The organism is Legionella septentrionalis, from assembly GCF_003989745.1.
Lineage (GTDB): Bacteria > Pseudomonadota > Gammaproteobacteria > Legionellales > Legionellaceae > Legionella_A > Legionella_A septentrionalis.
Window position 1 is genome coordinate 14887 of record NZ_RZGS01000028.1, and the last position, 18067, is coordinate 32953.

Below are 18067 nucleotides of genomic sequence, written 5' to 3' on the forward strand. Positions count from 1 at the left end.
ATGATTCAAATGTATGACCTTTGCAGAGTAAAAATGAATGGCAGAATATAAAGACACGTTGAATTTACCTCATACCCTTTTCCCAATGAAAGCCAATTTACCGCAGCGCGAGCCGCAAATGTTGGCCGAATGGGAGTCAAAGGCAATTTATACACAACTACGTAAAGCAAGGGCAGGCAGAAAGCGCTTTGTGTTGCATGATGGTCCTCCTTATGCCAATGGTCATTTGCATTGCGGCCATGCCTTAAACAAAATCCTTAAAGACATCATCATCAAATCAAAATCTTTAAGCGGTTATGATGCTCCGTTTAAGCCAGGTTGGGATTGCCATGGGCTGCCGATTGAATTAAACGTAGAAAAAAACGAGGGGAAGGCGGGTGTCAAGATAAGCGCAGATGAATTCCGCAATAAATGCCGGGAATATGCTGCCGGCCAAATCGATATCCAGCGTGAAGAATTCAAACGCCTCGGCGTTTTTGGGGACTGGAATAATCCATACGTAACCATGGATTATTCCTACGAAGCCAATATTGTTCGCGCTTTGGCAAAAATTGTTGCCAACGGACATTTGCAGCAAGGATTTAAGCCCGTGCATTGGTGCATTGAATGCGGTTCAGCCCTTGCTGAGGCAGAAGTGGATTACGAGGAAAAAACTTCTCCTTCCATAGACGTGGCTTTCTATGTTACCGAACCCAAAGCTTTTCTCGAGAAAGTAAATAATGCGCTCACTGAAAAACCTGTCATTGTGCCCATTTGGACGACTACTCCATGGACTTTGCCGGCAAATGAAGCAGTTTGCTTACATCCGGAACTAACTTATGCATTAATTGAAACTGCAGAGCATTATTTTATTGTGGCGGCAGATCTTGCAGAAGATGTCATGAAACGGTATGGGGTGAGTGAGTTTTGCTTAAAGGGTGAAATAAAAGGCAAGGCTTTAGAAAGTAGTTTACTGAATCATCCATTTTATGAGCGCCAGGTTCCCATCGTCTTGGGAGAGCATGTGACCACGGAAACAGGCACAGGCTGCGTGCACACGGCACCAGCGCATGGTCCGGATGATTATCAAACAGGGTTGCAATACGATTTGCCTTTGCTTAATCCAGTCATGGCGAACGGGTGTTATGCGGATAACGTGCCTTTATTGAAAGGGCTTCATGTTTTCAAAGCAAATGCCCCTATTTTGGATTTGCTGCGTGAGCGGCACGTTTTACTGCATGAAGAATCGTTACGGCATAGCTATCCTCATTGCTGGCGGCATAAAACACCGATGATTTTTCGTGCCACACCGCAATGGTTTATTGCGATGGATAAAAATAATTTGCGTACGCAATTGTTAGAACAAATCAATCACGTATCCTGGATTCCGGATTGGGGCAAAGCGCGTATTCGCATGATGGTTGAAAATAGACCTGATTGGTGTATATCACGGCAGAGAGCCTGGGGCACGCCTATCCCTTTATTTGTACATAAAACAACGCGCGAATTACATCCGAATACTGTCGAGCTCCTGGAAGACATTGCCAAGCGTATTGAGCAGAAGGGGATCGATGCGTGGTTTGACTTAAAAATAGAAGAAGTGTTAGGGCAAGAGGCTCTACTTTATGAAAAAGTGAATGATACGTTGGATGTATGGTTTGATTCAGGCGTTTCACATTTTTGCGTACTCAAACAAGAAAAAGACCTTGCATTTCCAGCCGATGTCTATTTTGAAGGTTCGGACCAACATCGAGGTTGGTTTAACTCATCCTTAACCACGGCGGTTGCCATGTATGGGGTCCCGCCTTACAAAACAGTGTTGACGCATGGTTATACGGTAGACGCAGAGGGAAAAAAACTCTCCAAGTCGAAGGGTAATTATGTTGCTTTGGATAAATTGATCGCGCAGCATGGGGCTGATATTTTACGGTTGTGGGTGGCTTCAACGGATTACCGTAATGAAGTCAGCATTTCTGATGAAATCATTAAACGCAATGCGGATGCTTATCGGCGCATCCGCAATACGGCGCGTTTTCTTTTAGCGAATTTGTTTGATTTCACCCCTGAGCAGGAATGCGTGCCTGTTGCAAAGCTGGTGGAATTGGACCGATGGGCCATTGCACGTTCCCAGCAATTGCAGGAAGAAATTTTGTCCGCGTACGAACAATATAATTTCCATGTGATTTATCAGAAAATTCATAACTTCTGTGCCGTGGATATGGGTAGCTTTTATTTGGACATCATCAAAGACAGACAATATACGACGCCGGTCAACAGCATAGCCCGCCGTTCTTGTCAGACTGCAATGTATTACATTATTCATGCCTTAACACGCTGGCTGGCACCTGTTTTATCATTTACCGCCGAGGAAATTTGGCAAGCTATTCCAGGCAGTAAAAGCGAATCAGTGTTTCTGGAAGAATGGTATAAGGATTGGCCAGCTATAAAAGATATTGATATGAATGCCTGGCAGCAAATCCAGGAAATTCGTGATGAAGTCAATAAAGCTTTGGAAAGCAAACGCAAAGATGGAGTAATTGGTTCACCTCTGGCAGCTGAAGTGACTATTTATGCCCAGGATGAGATCCAAGTTCTTTTATCACGATTAGGTGATGAATTGCGCTTTGTACTCATTACTTCCGCAGCTAAAGTGTTGCCGTTTTCTGCACTTACTCCTGCTGCGGCAGTCAATGAGCACTTGGGCGTTGCGGTCGAAGTGCTGGCGAGTCCATATGCAAAATGCGATCGCTGCTGGCATCGCCGTGCCGATGTTGGCCAAAATGCGGTACACCCTGAATTATGCGATCGATGCATTGGCAATATTAATGAGAATGACGAATTGAGATATTACGCATGAAAAAATGGATGTGGTTTCTAATTAGCATGTTGGTTGTGTTGCTCGATCAGGGAAGTAAGTATTGGGCAACACTCAATTTATTCCCTTATCAACCTGAGTCTATATTACCCGTTTTAAATTTTACCTTGGCATATAATACAGGTGCAGCATTCAGTTTCTTGAGCAGTGCTGGAGCCTGGCATCATTGGCTTTTTGCAGGATTCGGTATCCTGATGAGCATTGTATTAGTGGTTTGGATGCTTCGCTCTTCCAGACACGATTATCTGCAATTGTTGGCGCTTAGTTTAATTTTAGGCGGGGCATTAGGCAATCTCGTCGATCGGGCCACATGGGGATATGTTATTGATTTTATTGATGTATTTTATAAAGAATACCACTGGCCTATTTTCAATCTGGCAGATAGTGCGATTTGCATCGGTGCATTTTTACTATTTATTGACTTGTATAAAAGCCAGAGCCGTTAATACAGTTAAGCTTGGTTGTTATTGACGAACCAAGCTTAACATTAACTGCCTATACGGGTTCTAAAGCCCGCAAATGCTTGCTTTCGGGATTTAAAATGCTCACGGCTGCGACGGCAGGCAAATTAAGAAAATGCTCTGCTTCTTCCATTTCAATTTCCGCAGGAAATAACCTCAATAAAGGCAAACATTTATTGAGCAGGGTACAAAATGTAAGATCCGCTGGGTAGGGACGTACATAATGGCAACCTAATGCCATAGCCTGCATGGCTTCAGAAAGCGTTGCCACGCCTGGTAAATAATTAATGGAATAAATATTGGCGGTTTGGGCTATTGCAGGGAGAAACCCGGGGCTTGTTACGAAGTGAACCCCGGCTTGATAACAGTTTTCCAGTTGTTGCACGTCGATGATGTTGCCAGCCCCAATGCGCAACATGGGAAAATCCTTTAAAACTGTAGAAAGATAAACAGGGTCGACACAATTAATTTCTACCACTGAATAACCTGCTTGAGCAATTTGCTTAAGCTTGTCAAATAACAGTGCATCAACATCAAGAGTAATTATGATTGATTGACTGCCAATCAGTTTTTCCATCATCATGTTGCATTCGCTAAAGGGCTACAATTCTTGTCATGTTAGAAGAGTTACCGGCACTTAGCAAGTATATTTTTAACAAGTTCTCATTTAGGAAGCGAGCTGTGATGAATAAAAAAAATTGGGTCAACAAAGTGACCAATTCTGTTCGGTATGATTTGAATTTAATATGGTTTCATGTTAAAGGGTGAAGGGTTGAACTGGTTAGTCACTTCCTTTTCTATGTCTTTGCTAAGATTTTGTCTAAACTCTGCAATTACTTTCGACATGATTTCCGGTTTGTTATTAAGCAGTTTGACGAGCAAATCGCTGGTATTCTGATTAATTTTATCCCCTTCTTTGAAATCGCGTAAATTGAAATCGCGTAAATTTTGCAATACGGTTTTAAGTTCCGGATTTCTTTGCACAATTGCTTCCAAAGCTTGATTTAATGCACTCACCTGTCGTACGGAAGGATTGTTTTTTAGTATCGTCAGCAAATTAACGAAGCGGCTACGCACGTCTTGCGGGGAAGGTTTCAGGGTATTTTGCTGATTGGCTGCATTAAGTTGCGGCTGCTCGATAGAATTCAGTAATGAATCAATTGCATTCGTGGGTTTAGGGGTTGGCGTTATTGTTGGTTTTAGTTGGTCAATTCGTTGTTGCTTGGATTCTTCAACTTGCTTGATTTGCATTTGCAGGGCGGCTACATTGGCTTCAATCTCCGGTTTTTTGGCCAATTGCAGTTTTAATTGTTCCTGAATCACTTCCTTATTCCGCTCAACTAAGGTATTAAGAAATTCCAATTCAGGCCGCGCTTTTAGGAAAAGTTGATGAGCCTTGTTTTGCAATTCTTTTTTCTCGTTGGGATCAACTATATTTTCTAGATTTTGCCCGGGAGCTAACAAGAGCAGCTTGCCATGTTCATCCTTTGCAAGCCTCATACCCTTCATACCTTTTAGCACCGTATCTTTATTCAATGCGTATTGCGCCTGCGTTAAATCTTGGGTGACCTCGCCTGTGGCATCGTATAACACTTTGGTGCCGCTGAGGATTTCTTTGAAATCATGCAAATTCGCATGCTTTGTCTGAACTTCTTTTAGTTTATCGCGTAACTTGGCGAATTGCGGAGTATCTTCTTTGTTGGCTAGAATGTAATCATCAATATCGCGGTTTAGTTTTTCTTGTTCTGTTGCAAGAGCGGCCAGATTTGTATTAGCCCATTGCAAAATTTCTTTTTTTTCATCGGCAGGAAGTTGATCCAATTTCGTATGAAATTCACCCAACATAGCAAATATTTCCTGCTCACTGCTTTGTAAGCTTTGCTGTAGAAGATCTTGTTCGTGTTCTTTATCCTGTAAATAATCAATTTCACGCAATGAGGCATTTTCTTTCGCCAATAAAGATTCAAGGTGATTAATGGTGATCGTATGGGCTTTCACTAAAGAATCTTCTTCAACAGATTTGGCTGTTGGTTGAGGAGCGTTACGTTGTTGTGTTTGGTGAAGTTGATGATCAATTTGCTCTTGTATGAAGGCATTTAATTCATGGGCCTTAGCTTCTTTTTTACTGGCTGCATATAATAAAAACATAGCGAGCAAGCGGCGGCGCATGAGTTCTTCATCGCGCAAGCGTTCTTGTTCAGCCAATGCTAAATTGTGTTCCACAGTAACTTTTTCGCTCATTTCTCCTTTAACCGTTTCACCGGCAGGGGATTCCAAAAATTCAATGATGTCATTCGGAAATTTAAAACCAAACCGGTTTACATAGGCATGGGCATATTCTTCCGGGGTTTTTAACATTTGCTCATCACCTGATGGTTTTAGGGAAATGGCTAATTCTTTTTCTTCATTGGCCAGCATTTGGATTATAGCGGAGCGTTTAAATTCAATATCCCGCCCGTTTTTTCTTTTAAGACGCAACATGTCGTCTTTGTTATGAAGTTTGCTGTCTGCGGGAGGTGATAATGGAATCATAATTTATCTCATAAAAAATAGATCAATATCATATACATTATACATGATAAAATTGTATATTAAAACATCATATTGTTCTTGCATTGACGGGATTACCAGCATTGCGCAGCTGTCCCTGTAGGCGTCCCCCCGGGGCCTGCAGTGATTCCTTTCACTCCCAGGCTGTTAAGGGTCAAGGCTTGGCAACGCGTATCGCTGGTAGCCTGGGCTCTTACCGGCGTGGCTCGTAACGTAAAATTCGACTCAGTGGCGCTGGTGATTGCAACCACATACCAGCCTTCTGGCGATGCATTACTGCTTAACACGTCCGTACTTTTGCCTGTTCCTATGGTTGCGGTCTGATAAGTATTATGTTCGGAATAATGACGTTCCATGCGGCTAGCTAAATTTAATAAGGCCGCCTGGCCATCGCTGCGGCGCGCCCGGGTAATGTATTCCCGATAGCTGGGATAAGCAATAGTAGTAATAATGCCGATTATCAGCAGAACTACGAGTAATTCAATCAGTGAAAATCCTTTCTTCACCATGTCAATCCTTTTTAAGCGCACGACAACATCTTAGGTCTTTAAGATTAGGTTTGCAATGAAGGGAATATTATTAGAGGCGGTAATGGGATTAATATAGGCAAGTTGCTGGTACAATGGAAAGCTGGCTGATAAAATTACAAAAATAAAGAATTTTTCGCGCAAGTTATTCAATTTAGACAAGCGAGACTAGATAAGCTCCTCAAACAGGAAATATGATAGATGAACACCTACTGTGGATACATAGCCTTGATTGGCCGCCCTAACGTTGGGAAATCAACGTTGCTGAATCAAATTTTGCAGCAAAAATTAAGTATTACTTCGCGTAAACCGCAAACCACAAGACACAGCATTTTAGGGGTGCGTACGGACGATAATTATCAATTCATCTATGTTGATACGCCGGGAATCCATCAGGGAATGAAAAAAACCATCAACCGCATGATGAATAAATCTGCACTAAGCGCTTTGCATGATGTTGATATAATTGTTTTTTTAATTGATGGCTTGCAGTGGAAGGAAGAGGATGAATACATTTTAAAACAAATCAAGGAAGTAAATTTACCCTGTTTCCTGGTCATTAACAAGGTTGACAAAATTACTGATAAATCAGCCCTACTACCGTGGATTGATAAATTAAATCAACTTCATACCTTCACGGCAATCATTCCTTTATCCGCTAAAACAGGCATACAAGTGGATGCTTTACAAGAGCAGCTTAAAGCCTACCTCCCGGAAGGGCCGTTTTTATTTGATCCTGAGCAATTTACCGATCGCTCGGAAAAATTTCTTTGTGCCGAGCTGTTGCGGGAGAAAATTTTTCGCCTTTGCGGACAAGAATTGCCATACTCCACCACGGTTGATATTGAATCATTTAAAGAGGAAGATAAATTGATTCGCATTCATGCTTTGATTTTGGTGGATAAGGATAATCACAAGCGCATGATTATCGGCGATAAGGGCAGTAAGTTAAAAGAAATTGCCAGCAGTGCGCGTATCGATATGGAAAAATTACTGGGTAAAAAAGTATTTTTGCAATGTTGGTGCAAGGTAAAAGCTGGATGGTCGGACGACGAGCGATTATTGAAACAATTGGGTTATGATCACTAGCGCATTACCGACATGGATTTTGCATAAACGCTGGGTTCGCGATACCAGCGTGCAAATTACTTTCCTTACCGAGGAAGAGGGTTTGCTCCAGGCGCTATACCGAGGCGGACGCAGCTTGAAAAAGAAACCCCTAATCCAAGAATTCATGCCGCTCTGGGTATCCTTAAACAAGCGTGGGGAGCACGTTTACGTGCAACAATTGGAAGCTTCCGCTCCTTCGTTGCAGCTTAAAGGACATGCTTTGTTTGCAGCCCTGTACACGAATGAATTGCTCTGTTTGCTCCTCCATCCTTCTTCTGAGTTAAACCGAGAGTTATTTGCTTTATACACATCCACATTATATGCATTGGCAAAAGCTTCGCAGCGTTTGCAAATCGAAGCAATATTGCGTTGTTTTGAATGGAAGTTTCTAAGCCTATCGGGGTATCAAGTTTCGCTGGAGCATGATAACGCAATGCGACCCATTGTTGCTGATAAACGGTACAACTTTTTAGCTGGAAGTGGGTTTTTTGCAGAAAAAGAAGGCATTTCTGGCGAACATATACTTGCATTTGCACAAAATAAGTTTAATGATGCCGCCACATTAAAATCCATTAAATGGTTTATGCGCCAGGCCATCGATTACGCTCTGGATGGAAAACCGCTTAGAACGCGCAAATTGTACTTAAATTCACCGAGCTAATCACGGATGCGTGTTACTTCATTAATTAATCACGGGTGAAGCATGAAAAAAGATATACTCTTGGGTGTGAACATCGATCATATTGCTACGCTTCGGCAAGCAAGAGGTACACGTTATCCTGAACCGGTGCAGGCTGCCATTGCCGCCGAGGAAGCAGGGGCTGATGGCATTACGTTACACATGCGTGAAGACTTACGTCATATTCAGGCAAGAGATGTACGCTTAATTAAAGCCGTATTGCAAACTCGAATGAACCTTGAACTTGCTGTGACAGAAGCTATGCTTTCCTTCGCAGAAGAAATTAGCCCTGAGCATGCTTGCCTAGTCCCGGAAAAGCGTGAAGAGTTGACTACGGAAGGAGGGCTGGACGTTAGCGGAAATTATGCTGTAGTTGAGCATGCTGTGAAGCGCTTGCAACGGTTGGGTAGCGAAGTATCATTATTCATTGATGCTGATTTTAAACAAATTGATGCTGCTGCTGCCACTGGTGCTGAAGCCATTGAATTGCATACCGGTTGTTATGCAGAGGCTAAAACCGAGCATTCCCAGCTGGAAGAACTTGAGCGAATTAGACAAGCAGCGGAATATGCTGCTAAGCTGAATTTAATAGTCAATGCCGGACATGGGTTGCACTATCATAATGTCAAACCTATCGCGAGTATTAAAGAACTGAACGAATTAAATATTGGCCATGCGATTATTGCACGTGCGCTGTTTTGTGGTTTAAGCGAAGCCGTAAAACAAATGCGTCAGTTAATGCAGGAAGCAAGATTGTTTATGTTGTAGGTGTTAAGTTAAAAGGACATTTTCAGTAACTTACAAGAGATGAGTAAATGACTGATGCAATTATTATCCGCTTGACCGGGGATTCGGGAGATGGGGTGCAGCTGGTCGGTGAGCAGTTAACGATCACTGCTGCCTTGGCAGGCCATGATGTCCGTACCTTACCCGATTTCCCTGCCGAAATCCGTGCCCCAGCCGGAACTGTCGCCGGAGTATCCGGCTTTCAGCTTGCCATGGCTGACCGAGCTATTTTTACAGCAGGAGAGACGCTTGATGTGTTGGTCGCATTAAACCCTGCCGCGTTAAAAAATTCTCTGCAGTATTTAAATCATGGCGGATTATTAATTTTAAATGAGGATAGCCTGCAGCCTAAAGATTGGGAACGAGCTGGTTTAAGCCCTGATTTCTTAAACGATAAAACCCAGCACTATCAAATTTTGTCGCTTCCTCTCATCAGCAATACCTTAAAAGCGATCGAAGGACTGGATATTAGCCACACCCAGGCTAAAAAAGCCAAAAATTTTTATGTGCTTGGGTTGGTGCTTTGGCTTTTTGATTTATCTACTGACCATTGTCTATCGTTCATTACCCAAAAATTTAAAGATCCTCAAATTGCCAAAGCGAATGCCCAAACCCTGTTGGCAGGATACAATTACGCCATGACGTTGGAACTTAGCCGGCAACATTATGAGTTAGGTCAAATCGAGCGTCTGCCCGGCGAATACCGACAAATTACTGGTGTTGAAGCCATTTCCTTGGCATTGGCCGCTTTGGCAACGCATACCCAAACTCCTTTATTAGTTTCAGGCTATCCAATTACACCGGCTTCTGCCATTTTACAAGAATGTGCCAAATTAACTGAATTTGGGGTACAACTGTTGCAAGCCGAAGATGAAATCGCAGCCATTTGTTCCTGCATTGGTGCGGCTTTTGGCGGTTGCCTGGCGTTAACATGCACCTCAGGTCCCGGATTTGATCTGAAAAGCGAAAGCTTAGGTTTGGCGGTGGCTGCTGAATTACCGTTAGTGGTCGTGGATGTGCAACGCGCCGGAGTATCGACCGGGCTGCCAACAAAAACGGGACAAAGCGATTTGCGGCAAGCATTGTATGGTCGGCATGGGGAGGCGCCTTTGCCCGTTTTAGCAGCTAAATCACCAGCTGATTGCTTCGCTACCATCATTGAAGCGTTTACGCTAGCCACGGCGTATATGACGCCCGTGGTGGTATTACTGGATGCCTATCTTATCAATGCCGCAGAACCCTGGAAAATTCCAGATGCTGAAACATTGCCTATACCGAAGTTGGAATTTAATCGCTTTGCAAAACCTTATCAGCGGGATAAACGCTTAAGCCGCAGCTGGAATATTCCCGGCACCCCTGGTTTTATTCATCAGCTCGGCGGATTGGAGAAGCAGGGAGAACAGGGGCAGGTTAGTTATGATGCAGCCAACCATCAGCACATGGTGGCTTTACGAGCACAAAAAGTAGCCAATATTGCTGGAGAATATGCTGATCTGGTCATAGAAGGAGACGAAGAAGCTTCTGTGCTGCTCATGGGTTGGGGCAGTACTTATGGCAGTCTTAAATCCGTTCTAGAGCATTATCAAGCCGCAGGCATACCCATGGCACTGGTTCATTTACGCCAGTTAAATCCACTGCCTAAAGAATTGGCTGTTATTATAAAAGAGTTCAAGCATGTGTTAGTTGCAGAATTAAATACAGGGCAGTTATGCGAAGTGCTGCGTGCACAATATTTAGTTGACGCCCGTGCAATCAGTCAATGCAATGGCCAGCCATTTACGACGAGTTATTTATTGGAAGCCATTAATCAGGTTTTAGAGATGGAAAAAGAGACTTCATAATGATCTCTACTGGAAGCAACTATGAACAAAACAAAATACAACCGTAAAGACTTTACCAATGATAATGAAGTACGTTGGTGCCCAGGTTGTGGTGACTATGCCATCTTGGCTGCTTTACAGCGCGTACTCCCTGAATTGGATCTGCCGCCGGAGCAACATGTTTTTGTCTCGGGAATAGGTTGTGCAGGCAGACTGCCATACTATATGAATACCTATGGTTTACACACCATCCATGGGCGTGCCACAGCGGTTGCAACGGGTTTGCAAGCACTGCGCGATGATTTATGTGTTTGGGTTATCACGGGCGATGGGGATGCTTTAAGTATTGGCGGCAATCACCTCATTCATTGCCTACGGCGCAATGTTAACCTTAATATTTTGTTAGTAAACAATCAGGTTTATGGCTTGACCAAAGGACAGTTTTCACCCACCTCACAAAAAGGGCAAATTACAAAAACTTCTCCCCATGGCGTAACCAGTCAACCGGTTAACCCGTTAGCCCTGGCTTTGGCATCGGGCGCTACTTTTGTTGCCCGTGCTGTTGATAAAGATCCGAATCATTTGGCTGAGCTCTTAAAAAAAGCCTATGCACATTCCGGTTGCTCTTTCGTAGAAATTTACCAAGATTGTAATATATTTAACCATGGGGCATTCGATGAATTTGCTCTGAAAGCCAATCGGGCGCAAAATACGGTGCTTCTCGAGGATGGCAGGCCGCTGGTATTTGGCGCTGCAGAGGAGTGGGCATTAACTCTGCAAGGCGAATGCCTTGAACGTTGCCCAAGCCAGGAGCCCAATTCATACCTTCATGACTCTTCCGATTTTATAGCAGCGATGCGTTTGGCCCGTCTGCATTTCCCTGACTATCCGGTCCCATTGGGGGTGTATTATCAGGAGAAACGAGAAGTATTCAATTTAAACAGAAAATTTAACAAATCGGTACACGATTTAGCGCAATTATTTCGTTGCGGTGCATGCTGGGGGCAAAAACAATAAAGGCGGCTCAAAGGCCGCCTTTATTGTAGGAAAGATGGTTAATTATCACGCCCTGAAAAAGCACTCAACAAATTCAGCAAGCTAATGAACAAATTGTATATTGATACAAATAAAGTCACGGTTGCTGAAATGTAATTGGTTTCACCGCCATGAATAATTTCACTGGTCTGCAATAAAATCACTCCGGAAGAAATAAGGACAAAAGCAGCGGAGATACCCAAGTACAAGGCAGGGATTTGGAAGAAGAAGTTGGCAATCATCGCCAGCAGCGCCACCATGACGGCGATAAACAAAAAGCCGCTTAAATAGCTGAAATCCTTACGCGTAGTTAATGCATAACCAGATAACCCGAAAAATATCAATCCTGTGCCACCTAAGGCGGTTGCAACCAATTGCGGGCCATTTGAAAAGTTCGCTATATAAAAATTAAGGATGGGACCTAGGGCATAACCCATAAATCCTGTGAAGGCAAATACGCTTAATATTCCCCAAGCGCTATTGCGAAGCGCATTCGTCAAGAACATTAAACCATAAGCTCCCACGAGAAAGAGTAAGGGATTCATATGTCTTACATTTAATGCAAACGAAGCATAGGCAGCTACAGCACTAAATACAAAGGTAATACCCAATAATAAGTAAGTGTTTCGCAACACTTTGTTAGTCGCAAGCACCGATTCAGTTCTGCGGCTTAGTACGGAAACGTCGTTTCTGTTCATTAGTAACTCCAGATTATTTATATTCCAATTCTAGCATAAATGAGGATTGTTTGCCGACTTTTCAAGTCTAGCTGTGGTCTAATTAACTGACAAGCCTCTCTCTTGTTAAAAAAATTAAAAGTTGCAGCGGTTTAGGGCTGTTATTGGTTATAAAATAACTATATTTTATAAGATAAGCTTATTAATAAGGTTGCTTATGGGTCGTGTAGCTGTGGCGCAGATGGTTTCCCGCGCTGATGTCCGTGCTAATTTAAGTCAAGTTTCTGAATTATTGGCAAAAGCGCATGCGCAAGATGTGCAATTGATAAGTTTGCCAGAAAATTTTGCTTTCATGGGTAAGCATGAAACTGACAAACTCAACATTGCTGAACGCTATGGAGACGGAGAAATCCAGCAAACCATAAGCCGTTTGGCGCGAAAATATGGCATGTGGATTATTGCAGGTACCATGCCAATCCAATCTGCAGAAGCGCGCGTGCGGTCGAGTTGTCTTGTTTACAATGAGCAAGGGGAATGCAAAGCTCGCTACGACAAGATTCATTTATTCGATGTACGGGTTTCTGCCAATGAAGCGCATCGAGAGTCGCTCACTGTGGAGCCAGGCGATGACGTGGTGGTTGTAGAAACTCCTGTGGGACGCATTGGCCTTAGTGTGTGTTATGATTTACGTTTTCCTGAGTTATATCAACAATTGCGAGTAAACGGTGCTGAAATTTTTTCTGTTCCTTCTGCCTTTACAGCAACAACAGGAGCAGCCCATTGGGAAATTTTGTTGCGTGCTCGCGCCATTGAAAATTTATGTTATGTATTAGCAGCCAATCAGGGCGGGCAACATGAAAACGGGCGGGAAACTTATGGTTACAGCATGATTGTAGAACCTTGGGGCAAAGTTCTAGCCCAGCAAAAGCGCGAAGCAGGGATAGTAGTGGCTGACATTGATTTGTCACGGATACGGCAATTGCGTCAGCAGTTTCCGTGTCATGAACATCACGTATTGACTCAGAATGACTTACACAGGTAAACAATATGAAAGCACCGACATTGGCCCTTGCCAAAGATATACTGTTAAAACCGGCTGCAATTGATGAATCAAACATTGAAAAACTGATGCGCTCGATGTTGAATCAGCACATCGATGATGCCGATCTCTATTTTCAAAGCTGCAGTTATGAATCTTGGTATTTAGAGGATTCTGAGGTTAAAAGCGGCAGTTACTCGGTTGACCGCGGCGTTGGAATTCGTGCGGTAAGCAATGAAAAAACAGGTTATGCGTACTGTGATGATATTTTATTTCCTGCCATGGAACGTGCAGCGGATGCGGCCCGGTCTATTGCATTTAATAAAACGAAAAATACACAACCAGTAAAAGTGTCTTCTTCTTCGCTTATGCATTACCCCAGTATAAATCCCATTATCGGTATGACGAAACAAGAGAAGATTGCTTTATTAGAATCCATTGATCGGGAAGCCCGGCGTTTGGATCCTCGCGTGATTCAGGTAAATGCTTCATTAAGTGCTTGCTATGAAGTGGTGATGATTGCGGGGCTTTATGGGCAGCTGATCGCGGATATAAGGCCTTTAGTCAGTATCAATGTGAGCGTTATCGTGGAGCAGAATGGACGGCGTGAATCTGCGCGCTCAGGTGGTGGTGGCCGGGTAGCTTATTCCTATTTCCTGGAAGAAGAGCGGGCATTGCATTATGCCAGGGAAGCAGTACGTGAGGCTTTGGTCAATCTGGAAGCCGAGGAAACGCCGGCAGGTCTTATGCCAGTAGTATTAGGGCCCGGCTGGCCTGGAGTATTATTGCATGAGGCGGTGGGGCATGGGCTTGAAGGCGATTTTAACCGCAAAGGGTTGTCTGCATTTTCAGGCCGTCTGGGCCAGCAGGTTGCTGCTCCAGGAGTTACGGTGGTTGATAATGGCACACTAACTAATAGACGTGGGTCTTTAACGGTAGATGATGAAGGTACTCCAACCCAATGCACCACGTTAATTGAAAATGGGGTGCTGGTGAATTACATGCAGGATAAGTTAAATGCAAGATTAATGAACATGCAGCCTACAGGAAATTGCCGGCGGGAATCTTATGCGCATGTGCCCATGCCGCGCATGACCAACACTTATATGTTAGCGGGATCGCATGATCCTGCCGAGATAATCCGCTCGGTGGACAAAGGCTTGTATGCGGTAAATTTCGGTGGCGGGCAGGTTGATATCACCTCGGGTCAATTTGTTTTCTCGGCCAGTGAAGCGTATCTTATCGAGAAAGGGCGTATTACCAAACCGGTTAAAGGTGCTACTTTGATCGGTAACGGACCTGAGGTAATGAAAAAAATCAGCATGATTGGAAATGATCTGGCTCTGGACAGCGGCATAGGGGTTTGTGGGAAAGAAGGACAATCAGTGCCGGTCGGTGTCGGGCAACCTACTTTAAAAATTGATGCTTTAACTGTAGGCGGCACCAAATAGCTCGGTTGAAAGCGCCAACTGTCATGTTCTTGTGCAAATACTATACTGTTAAAGAAGAAGTATAGTATTTCCAAATGGATCAAGCATGAACGATAACCCCTTGGATTTAGACGAAGAACATCGGCTGGCGGCGTTATATGAATTAAAAATCCTCGACACGCCCCCGGAAGAACGCTTTGATCGGATAATCAGACTGACCGCAAAATATTTTTCCACACCCATTGCCTACATTGCTTTCATTGATAGGGAGCGCCAATGGTTGAAATCAAGTCAGGGGTTATCGGTGAAGCAAACCCCAAGAAACATTTCATTTTGCCATCATACTATCCAGCAAAATACTCCTTTAATTGTAACCGACGCAACCCAAGACACCCGTTTTTGCAATAGTCCTTTGGTGCTGGATACGCCTCATATGCGTTTTTATGCAGGAATACCGCTTGCCACCATACAAGGGTTTAATGTGGGGACTTTGTGTGTGTCTGACCAGATCCCGCGGGATTTAGATGCAGATCAAATTCAATTGCTCAAGGATTTGGCCACTTTAGCTGAAGATCAACTGACTTTACTGGATATTTCAAAGTTAGAAAAAATGATTCGGGAAAAGAATGAAGAGCTGGCACTACGGAATAATTTTATCCGCAAAGCGTTTAGCAGTTTTATGTCGGATGAAATTGTTTCCAAGTTGCTGGAATCCACACAAAAATTAACAGTAGGCGGCGAAGAGCGTAAAATCACCGTATTGTTCAGCGACCTTCGCAATTTCACCCCGCTGGCAGAAACTTATCCTGCGGATAAAATCGTCAGCATGTTGAATAATTATTATGCGCATATGGTAGATGTTATCGAAAAATATAATGGCACCATTGACTCGTTTATTGGTGATGCCATCATGGTTCTTTTTGGCGCACCTTACTCTGGCGAAGATGATGCCAAGCGTGCAATCGCTTGCGCTTTAGACATGCAGGAAGAAATGACTCGGGTAAATTCCATCAATAAAACAAACAATCTTCCGGCATTGCAGATGGGAATAGGAGTTAATACTGGATATGCCATTGTAGGCACCATAGGCTCTGAAAAGCGGATGCAATATAGTGCTATTGGTTCTTCGGTCAATCTGGCATCCAGAATTCAAGATTTAACGCTAGGCGGACAGATTCTGATTTCTGCAGCAACTTATCAGGAAGTAGCTGGCAAAATCGATTTGCATGGTCATTTACGGGTAAAAGTCAAAGGCATAGATTCGCCTATTACTATATACGATGTCATGGGCTTAAAAGAATAATGCAGTAATGGCCCATCCATTATTAATTAAACAGACATGGAGAAGTCATGCCCGACCCATTTATCAAGTCCATAAAATCTTATGCTGCTTCCCCTAATACCATCTGTATTGGCGGCATTTTACATAATGATGTATTGATAAATGCACCAAAATTAAATATTGCTCTCCGATCCCTTAACCGCCACGGTTTAATAGCTGGAGCAACCGGGACAGGCAAGACAAAAACCATCCAAATGCTTAGCGAGCAATTATCAGCTCAAGGTATTCCTGTTTTTTTAATGGATATCAAAGGTGATTTAAGTGGTTTAGCTGTACCTGGCGAAAGGAGTGAAAGTATTTTAAACCGGCAGAAGCTGTTGGGGCTTGATTACAAACCAACAGGCTACCCCGTGGAGTTATTGGCAATGGGGGGGCAGCCAGGTGTCAAGATTAGAGCAACACTCACCGAATTCGGACCTATATTGTTTGCCAAGATGCTGGGTTTAAATGAAACGCAAACCAGCATCATCAGCATCCTTTTTCAATATGCCGAGGATAATCAGCTCTTGTTGCTGGATTTGTCTGATATCAAGCAATTACTGAGTTATGCCCAGGGCGAAGGGAAAGAAAAGATTGAGTCTAATTATGGCGGTTTGGCGCCTGCTTCTCTCAAATCGATTCTGCGCGCAATTATTGAACTGGAAGCTCAAGGGGGCCACGAGTTGTTTGGCGAACCTTCGTTTGAAGTACGCGATCTACTGCAGACGACTCTGCAGGGGGCGGGCGTTATTTCCATCCTGCGGTTGATGAATCTTCAAGATAAGCCAAAATTATTCTCAACCTTCATGCTGGGACTGCTAAACCGGGTGTATGCTGCTTTCCCGGAAATAGGCGATGTGGACAAGCCAAAGCTGGTTTTTTTTATTGATGAAGCTCACTTGATTTTCAGCCATGCATCGAAAGCTTTGTTGGAGCAATTACAAATCATCGTGAAGCTAATTCGTTCCAAAGGGGTTGGATTGATTTTCTGTACACAAAGTCCTGAAGATATACCTGAAGCCATTTTAAGCCAATTGGGTCTTAAGATTCAGCATGCTCTTCGCGCCTTCACCGCCAAGGATCGTAAAGCAATAAAACTGGTCGCGGAAAATTTTCCTTCCACCGTTTTTTATGATACTGCGAATTTGCTGACTTCCCTAGGGATTGGGCAAGCCCTGGTTTCAGCCCTGGATGCGCATGGACAACCCACCCCCCTGGTAGCTGCCATGATACGAGCTCCGCAATCACGCATGGGCCCTTTGCAGGAGGGAGAATTAGTACAACTTGTTGCTAAATCGCATTTGGTGAAAAAATATGACCGCAGAATGGAGCGCGAATCAGCAATGGAAGTATTGCAGAAAAGGAAAAGTGAATACAATTTCCAGAAGGATGAAAGGCTTCCTGGTACAAAGCCTGCGAAAGAAACGTCTACTCTTGAAACATTATCCAAAAATACATTGTTTAGGCAAATTATTCGCTCTTTTGTGCGCGAATTTACGCGGTTCATTATGGCTGCCTTGGGTTTAACTAAATCCGGCAGGAAGAAGTAAAGAAATAGGTGCAGTGCCGATACCAAACGAGTAGACCGCAGGCAAAATTCTTGCGGGTTGAACGATACACTTTCATTTTCACAGAACATGATTCAGTGAACGTCGTACTAGGTTCTGTCGACATTTATCTTAACCAAAGGGCGGTTGCAGCAATATAAATGAACGATAAAAAAGATTGAGCAAGTTTATCATATCGTGTTGCCACTCTTCTAAAATGTTTGAGTTTAT

15 protein-coding genes and 1 pseudogene are annotated in these 18067 nt (G+C 43.5%); 11 read left to right on the plus strand and 5 right to left on the minus strand.

The window, feature by feature from the left end; genetic code table 11:
• Positions 1-37: 37 nt before the first annotated feature.
• Both ileS and lspA read left to right on the plus strand, forming a co-directional pair.
• A complete protein-coding gene (gene ileS, locus ELY11_RS09190; RefSeq protein WP_126953878.1) occupies positions 38-2836 on the plus strand; it encodes an isoleucine--tRNA ligase in 2799 nt (932 codons plus the stop codon).
• Complete coding sequence (lspA, locus tag ELY11_RS09195; RefSeq protein WP_126953877.1) at positions 2833-3300, plus strand: signal peptidase II; 468 nt, start codon at positions 2833-2835, stop codon at positions 3298-3300. The genes ileS and lspA overlap by 4 nt, the downstream gene beginning before the upstream one ends.
• A 49-nt stretch (positions 3301-3349) precedes the next feature.
• Here lspA and ELY11_RS09200 read toward each other — a convergent pair whose 3' ends face one another.
• The 3 genes from ELY11_RS09200 to ELY11_RS09210 all read right to left on the minus strand — a co-directional run bounded on the left by ELY11_RS09200 (position 3350) and on the right by ELY11_RS09210 (position 6374).
• Positions 3350-3898: a multidrug DMT transporter permease gene (locus ELY11_RS09200; protein ID WP_126953876.1), complete on the minus strand. Its 549-nt coding sequence runs from the start codon at positions 3896-3898 to the stop codon at positions 3350-3352.
• Between the two features lie 158 nt (positions 3899-4056).
• Complete coding sequence (locus ELY11_RS09205) at positions 4057-5847, minus strand: hypothetical protein (RefSeq protein ID WP_127033205.1); 1791 nt, start codon at positions 5845-5847, stop codon at positions 4057-4059.
• 92 nt (positions 5848-5939) lie between these two features.
• Positions 5940-6374 (minus strand): type IV pilin protein, encoded by a 435-nt coding sequence (locus tag ELY11_RS09210; RefSeq protein WP_127033207.1) that lies wholly within the window; start codon positions 6372-6374, stop codon positions 5940-5942.
• Positions 6375-6593: 219 nt separating this feature from the next.
• On the opposite strand from ELY11_RS09210, the gene era reads away from it, so the two are divergent.
• The 5 genes from era to ELY11_RS09235 are packed head-to-tail and all read left to right on the plus strand — an operon-like array spanning position 6594 to position 11804.
• The gene (gene era / locus ELY11_RS09215; RefSeq protein WP_127033209.1) at positions 6594-7481 is read left to right on the plus strand and encodes a GTPase Era; all 888 of its coding nucleotides are present in this window, start codon (positions 6594-6596) and stop codon (positions 7479-7481) included.
• Positions 7471-8163 (plus strand): DNA repair protein RecO, encoded by a 693-nt coding sequence (gene recO / locus ELY11_RS09220; RefSeq protein WP_127033211.1) that lies wholly within the window; start codon positions 7471-7473, stop codon positions 8161-8163. The genes era and recO overlap by 11 nt, the downstream gene beginning before the upstream one ends.
• A 42-nt stretch (positions 8164-8205) precedes the next feature.
• A complete protein-coding gene (gene pdxJ, locus ELY11_RS09225) occupies positions 8206-8949 on the plus strand; it encodes a pyridoxine 5'-phosphate synthase (protein WP_127033213.1) in 744 nt (247 codons plus the stop codon).
• A 47-nt stretch (positions 8950-8996) separates the two neighbouring features.
• Positions 8997-10808, plus strand: coding sequence for a 2-oxoacid:acceptor oxidoreductase subunit alpha (locus ELY11_RS09230; protein ID WP_127033215.1), 1812 nt, complete (start codon positions 8997-8999; stop codon positions 10806-10808).
• A 21-nt stretch (positions 10809-10829) separates the two neighbouring features.
• Complete coding sequence (locus ELY11_RS09235) at positions 10830-11804, plus strand: 2-oxoacid:ferredoxin oxidoreductase subunit beta (protein WP_126953869.1); 975 nt, start codon at positions 10830-10832, stop codon at positions 11802-11804.
• 38 nt (positions 11805-11842) lie between these two features.
• Here ELY11_RS09235 and ELY11_RS09240 read toward each other — a convergent pair whose 3' ends face one another.
• A complete protein-coding gene (locus tag ELY11_RS09240) occupies positions 11843-12520 on the minus strand; it encodes a Bax inhibitor-1/YccA family protein (protein WP_126953868.1) in 678 nt (225 codons plus the stop codon).
• 196 nt (positions 12521-12716) lie between these two features.
• Here ELY11_RS09240 and ELY11_RS09245 point away from each other — a divergent pair, with 196 nt between their 5' ends.
• The 4 genes from ELY11_RS09245 (at position 12717) to ELY11_RS09260 (ending at position 17839) form a co-directional block, all read left to right on the plus strand.
• Positions 12717-13541, plus strand: coding sequence for a carbon-nitrogen hydrolase family protein (locus ELY11_RS09245; protein WP_127033217.1), 825 nt, complete (start codon positions 12717-12719; stop codon positions 13539-13541).
• A gap of 5 nt (positions 13542-13546) precedes the next feature.
• Positions 13547-14989 carry a metalloprotease TldD gene (gene tldD / locus ELY11_RS09250; protein ID WP_127033219.1) on the plus strand — a complete coding sequence of 481 codons (1443 nt, stop codon included), beginning with the start codon at positions 13547-13549 and terminating at the stop codon, positions 14987-14989.
• 85 nt (positions 14990-15074) lie between these two features.
• Positions 15075-16271 (plus strand): adenylate/guanylate cyclase domain-containing protein, encoded by a 1197-nt coding sequence (locus tag ELY11_RS09255; RefSeq protein WP_126953865.1) that lies wholly within the window; start codon positions 15075-15077, stop codon positions 16269-16271.
• Positions 16272-16318: 47 nt separating this feature from the next.
• The gene (locus ELY11_RS09260; RefSeq protein ID WP_127033221.1) at positions 16319-17839 is read left to right on the plus strand and encodes a helicase HerA-like domain-containing protein; all 1521 of its coding nucleotides are present in this window, start codon (positions 16319-16321) and stop codon (positions 17837-17839) included.
• 124 nt (positions 17840-17963) lie between these two features.
• Here ELY11_RS09260 and ELY11_RS09265 read toward each other — a convergent pair.
• Positions 17964-18067, minus strand: a pseudogene (locus tag ELY11_RS09265) (IS5/IS1182 family transposase); the annotation flags it as partial.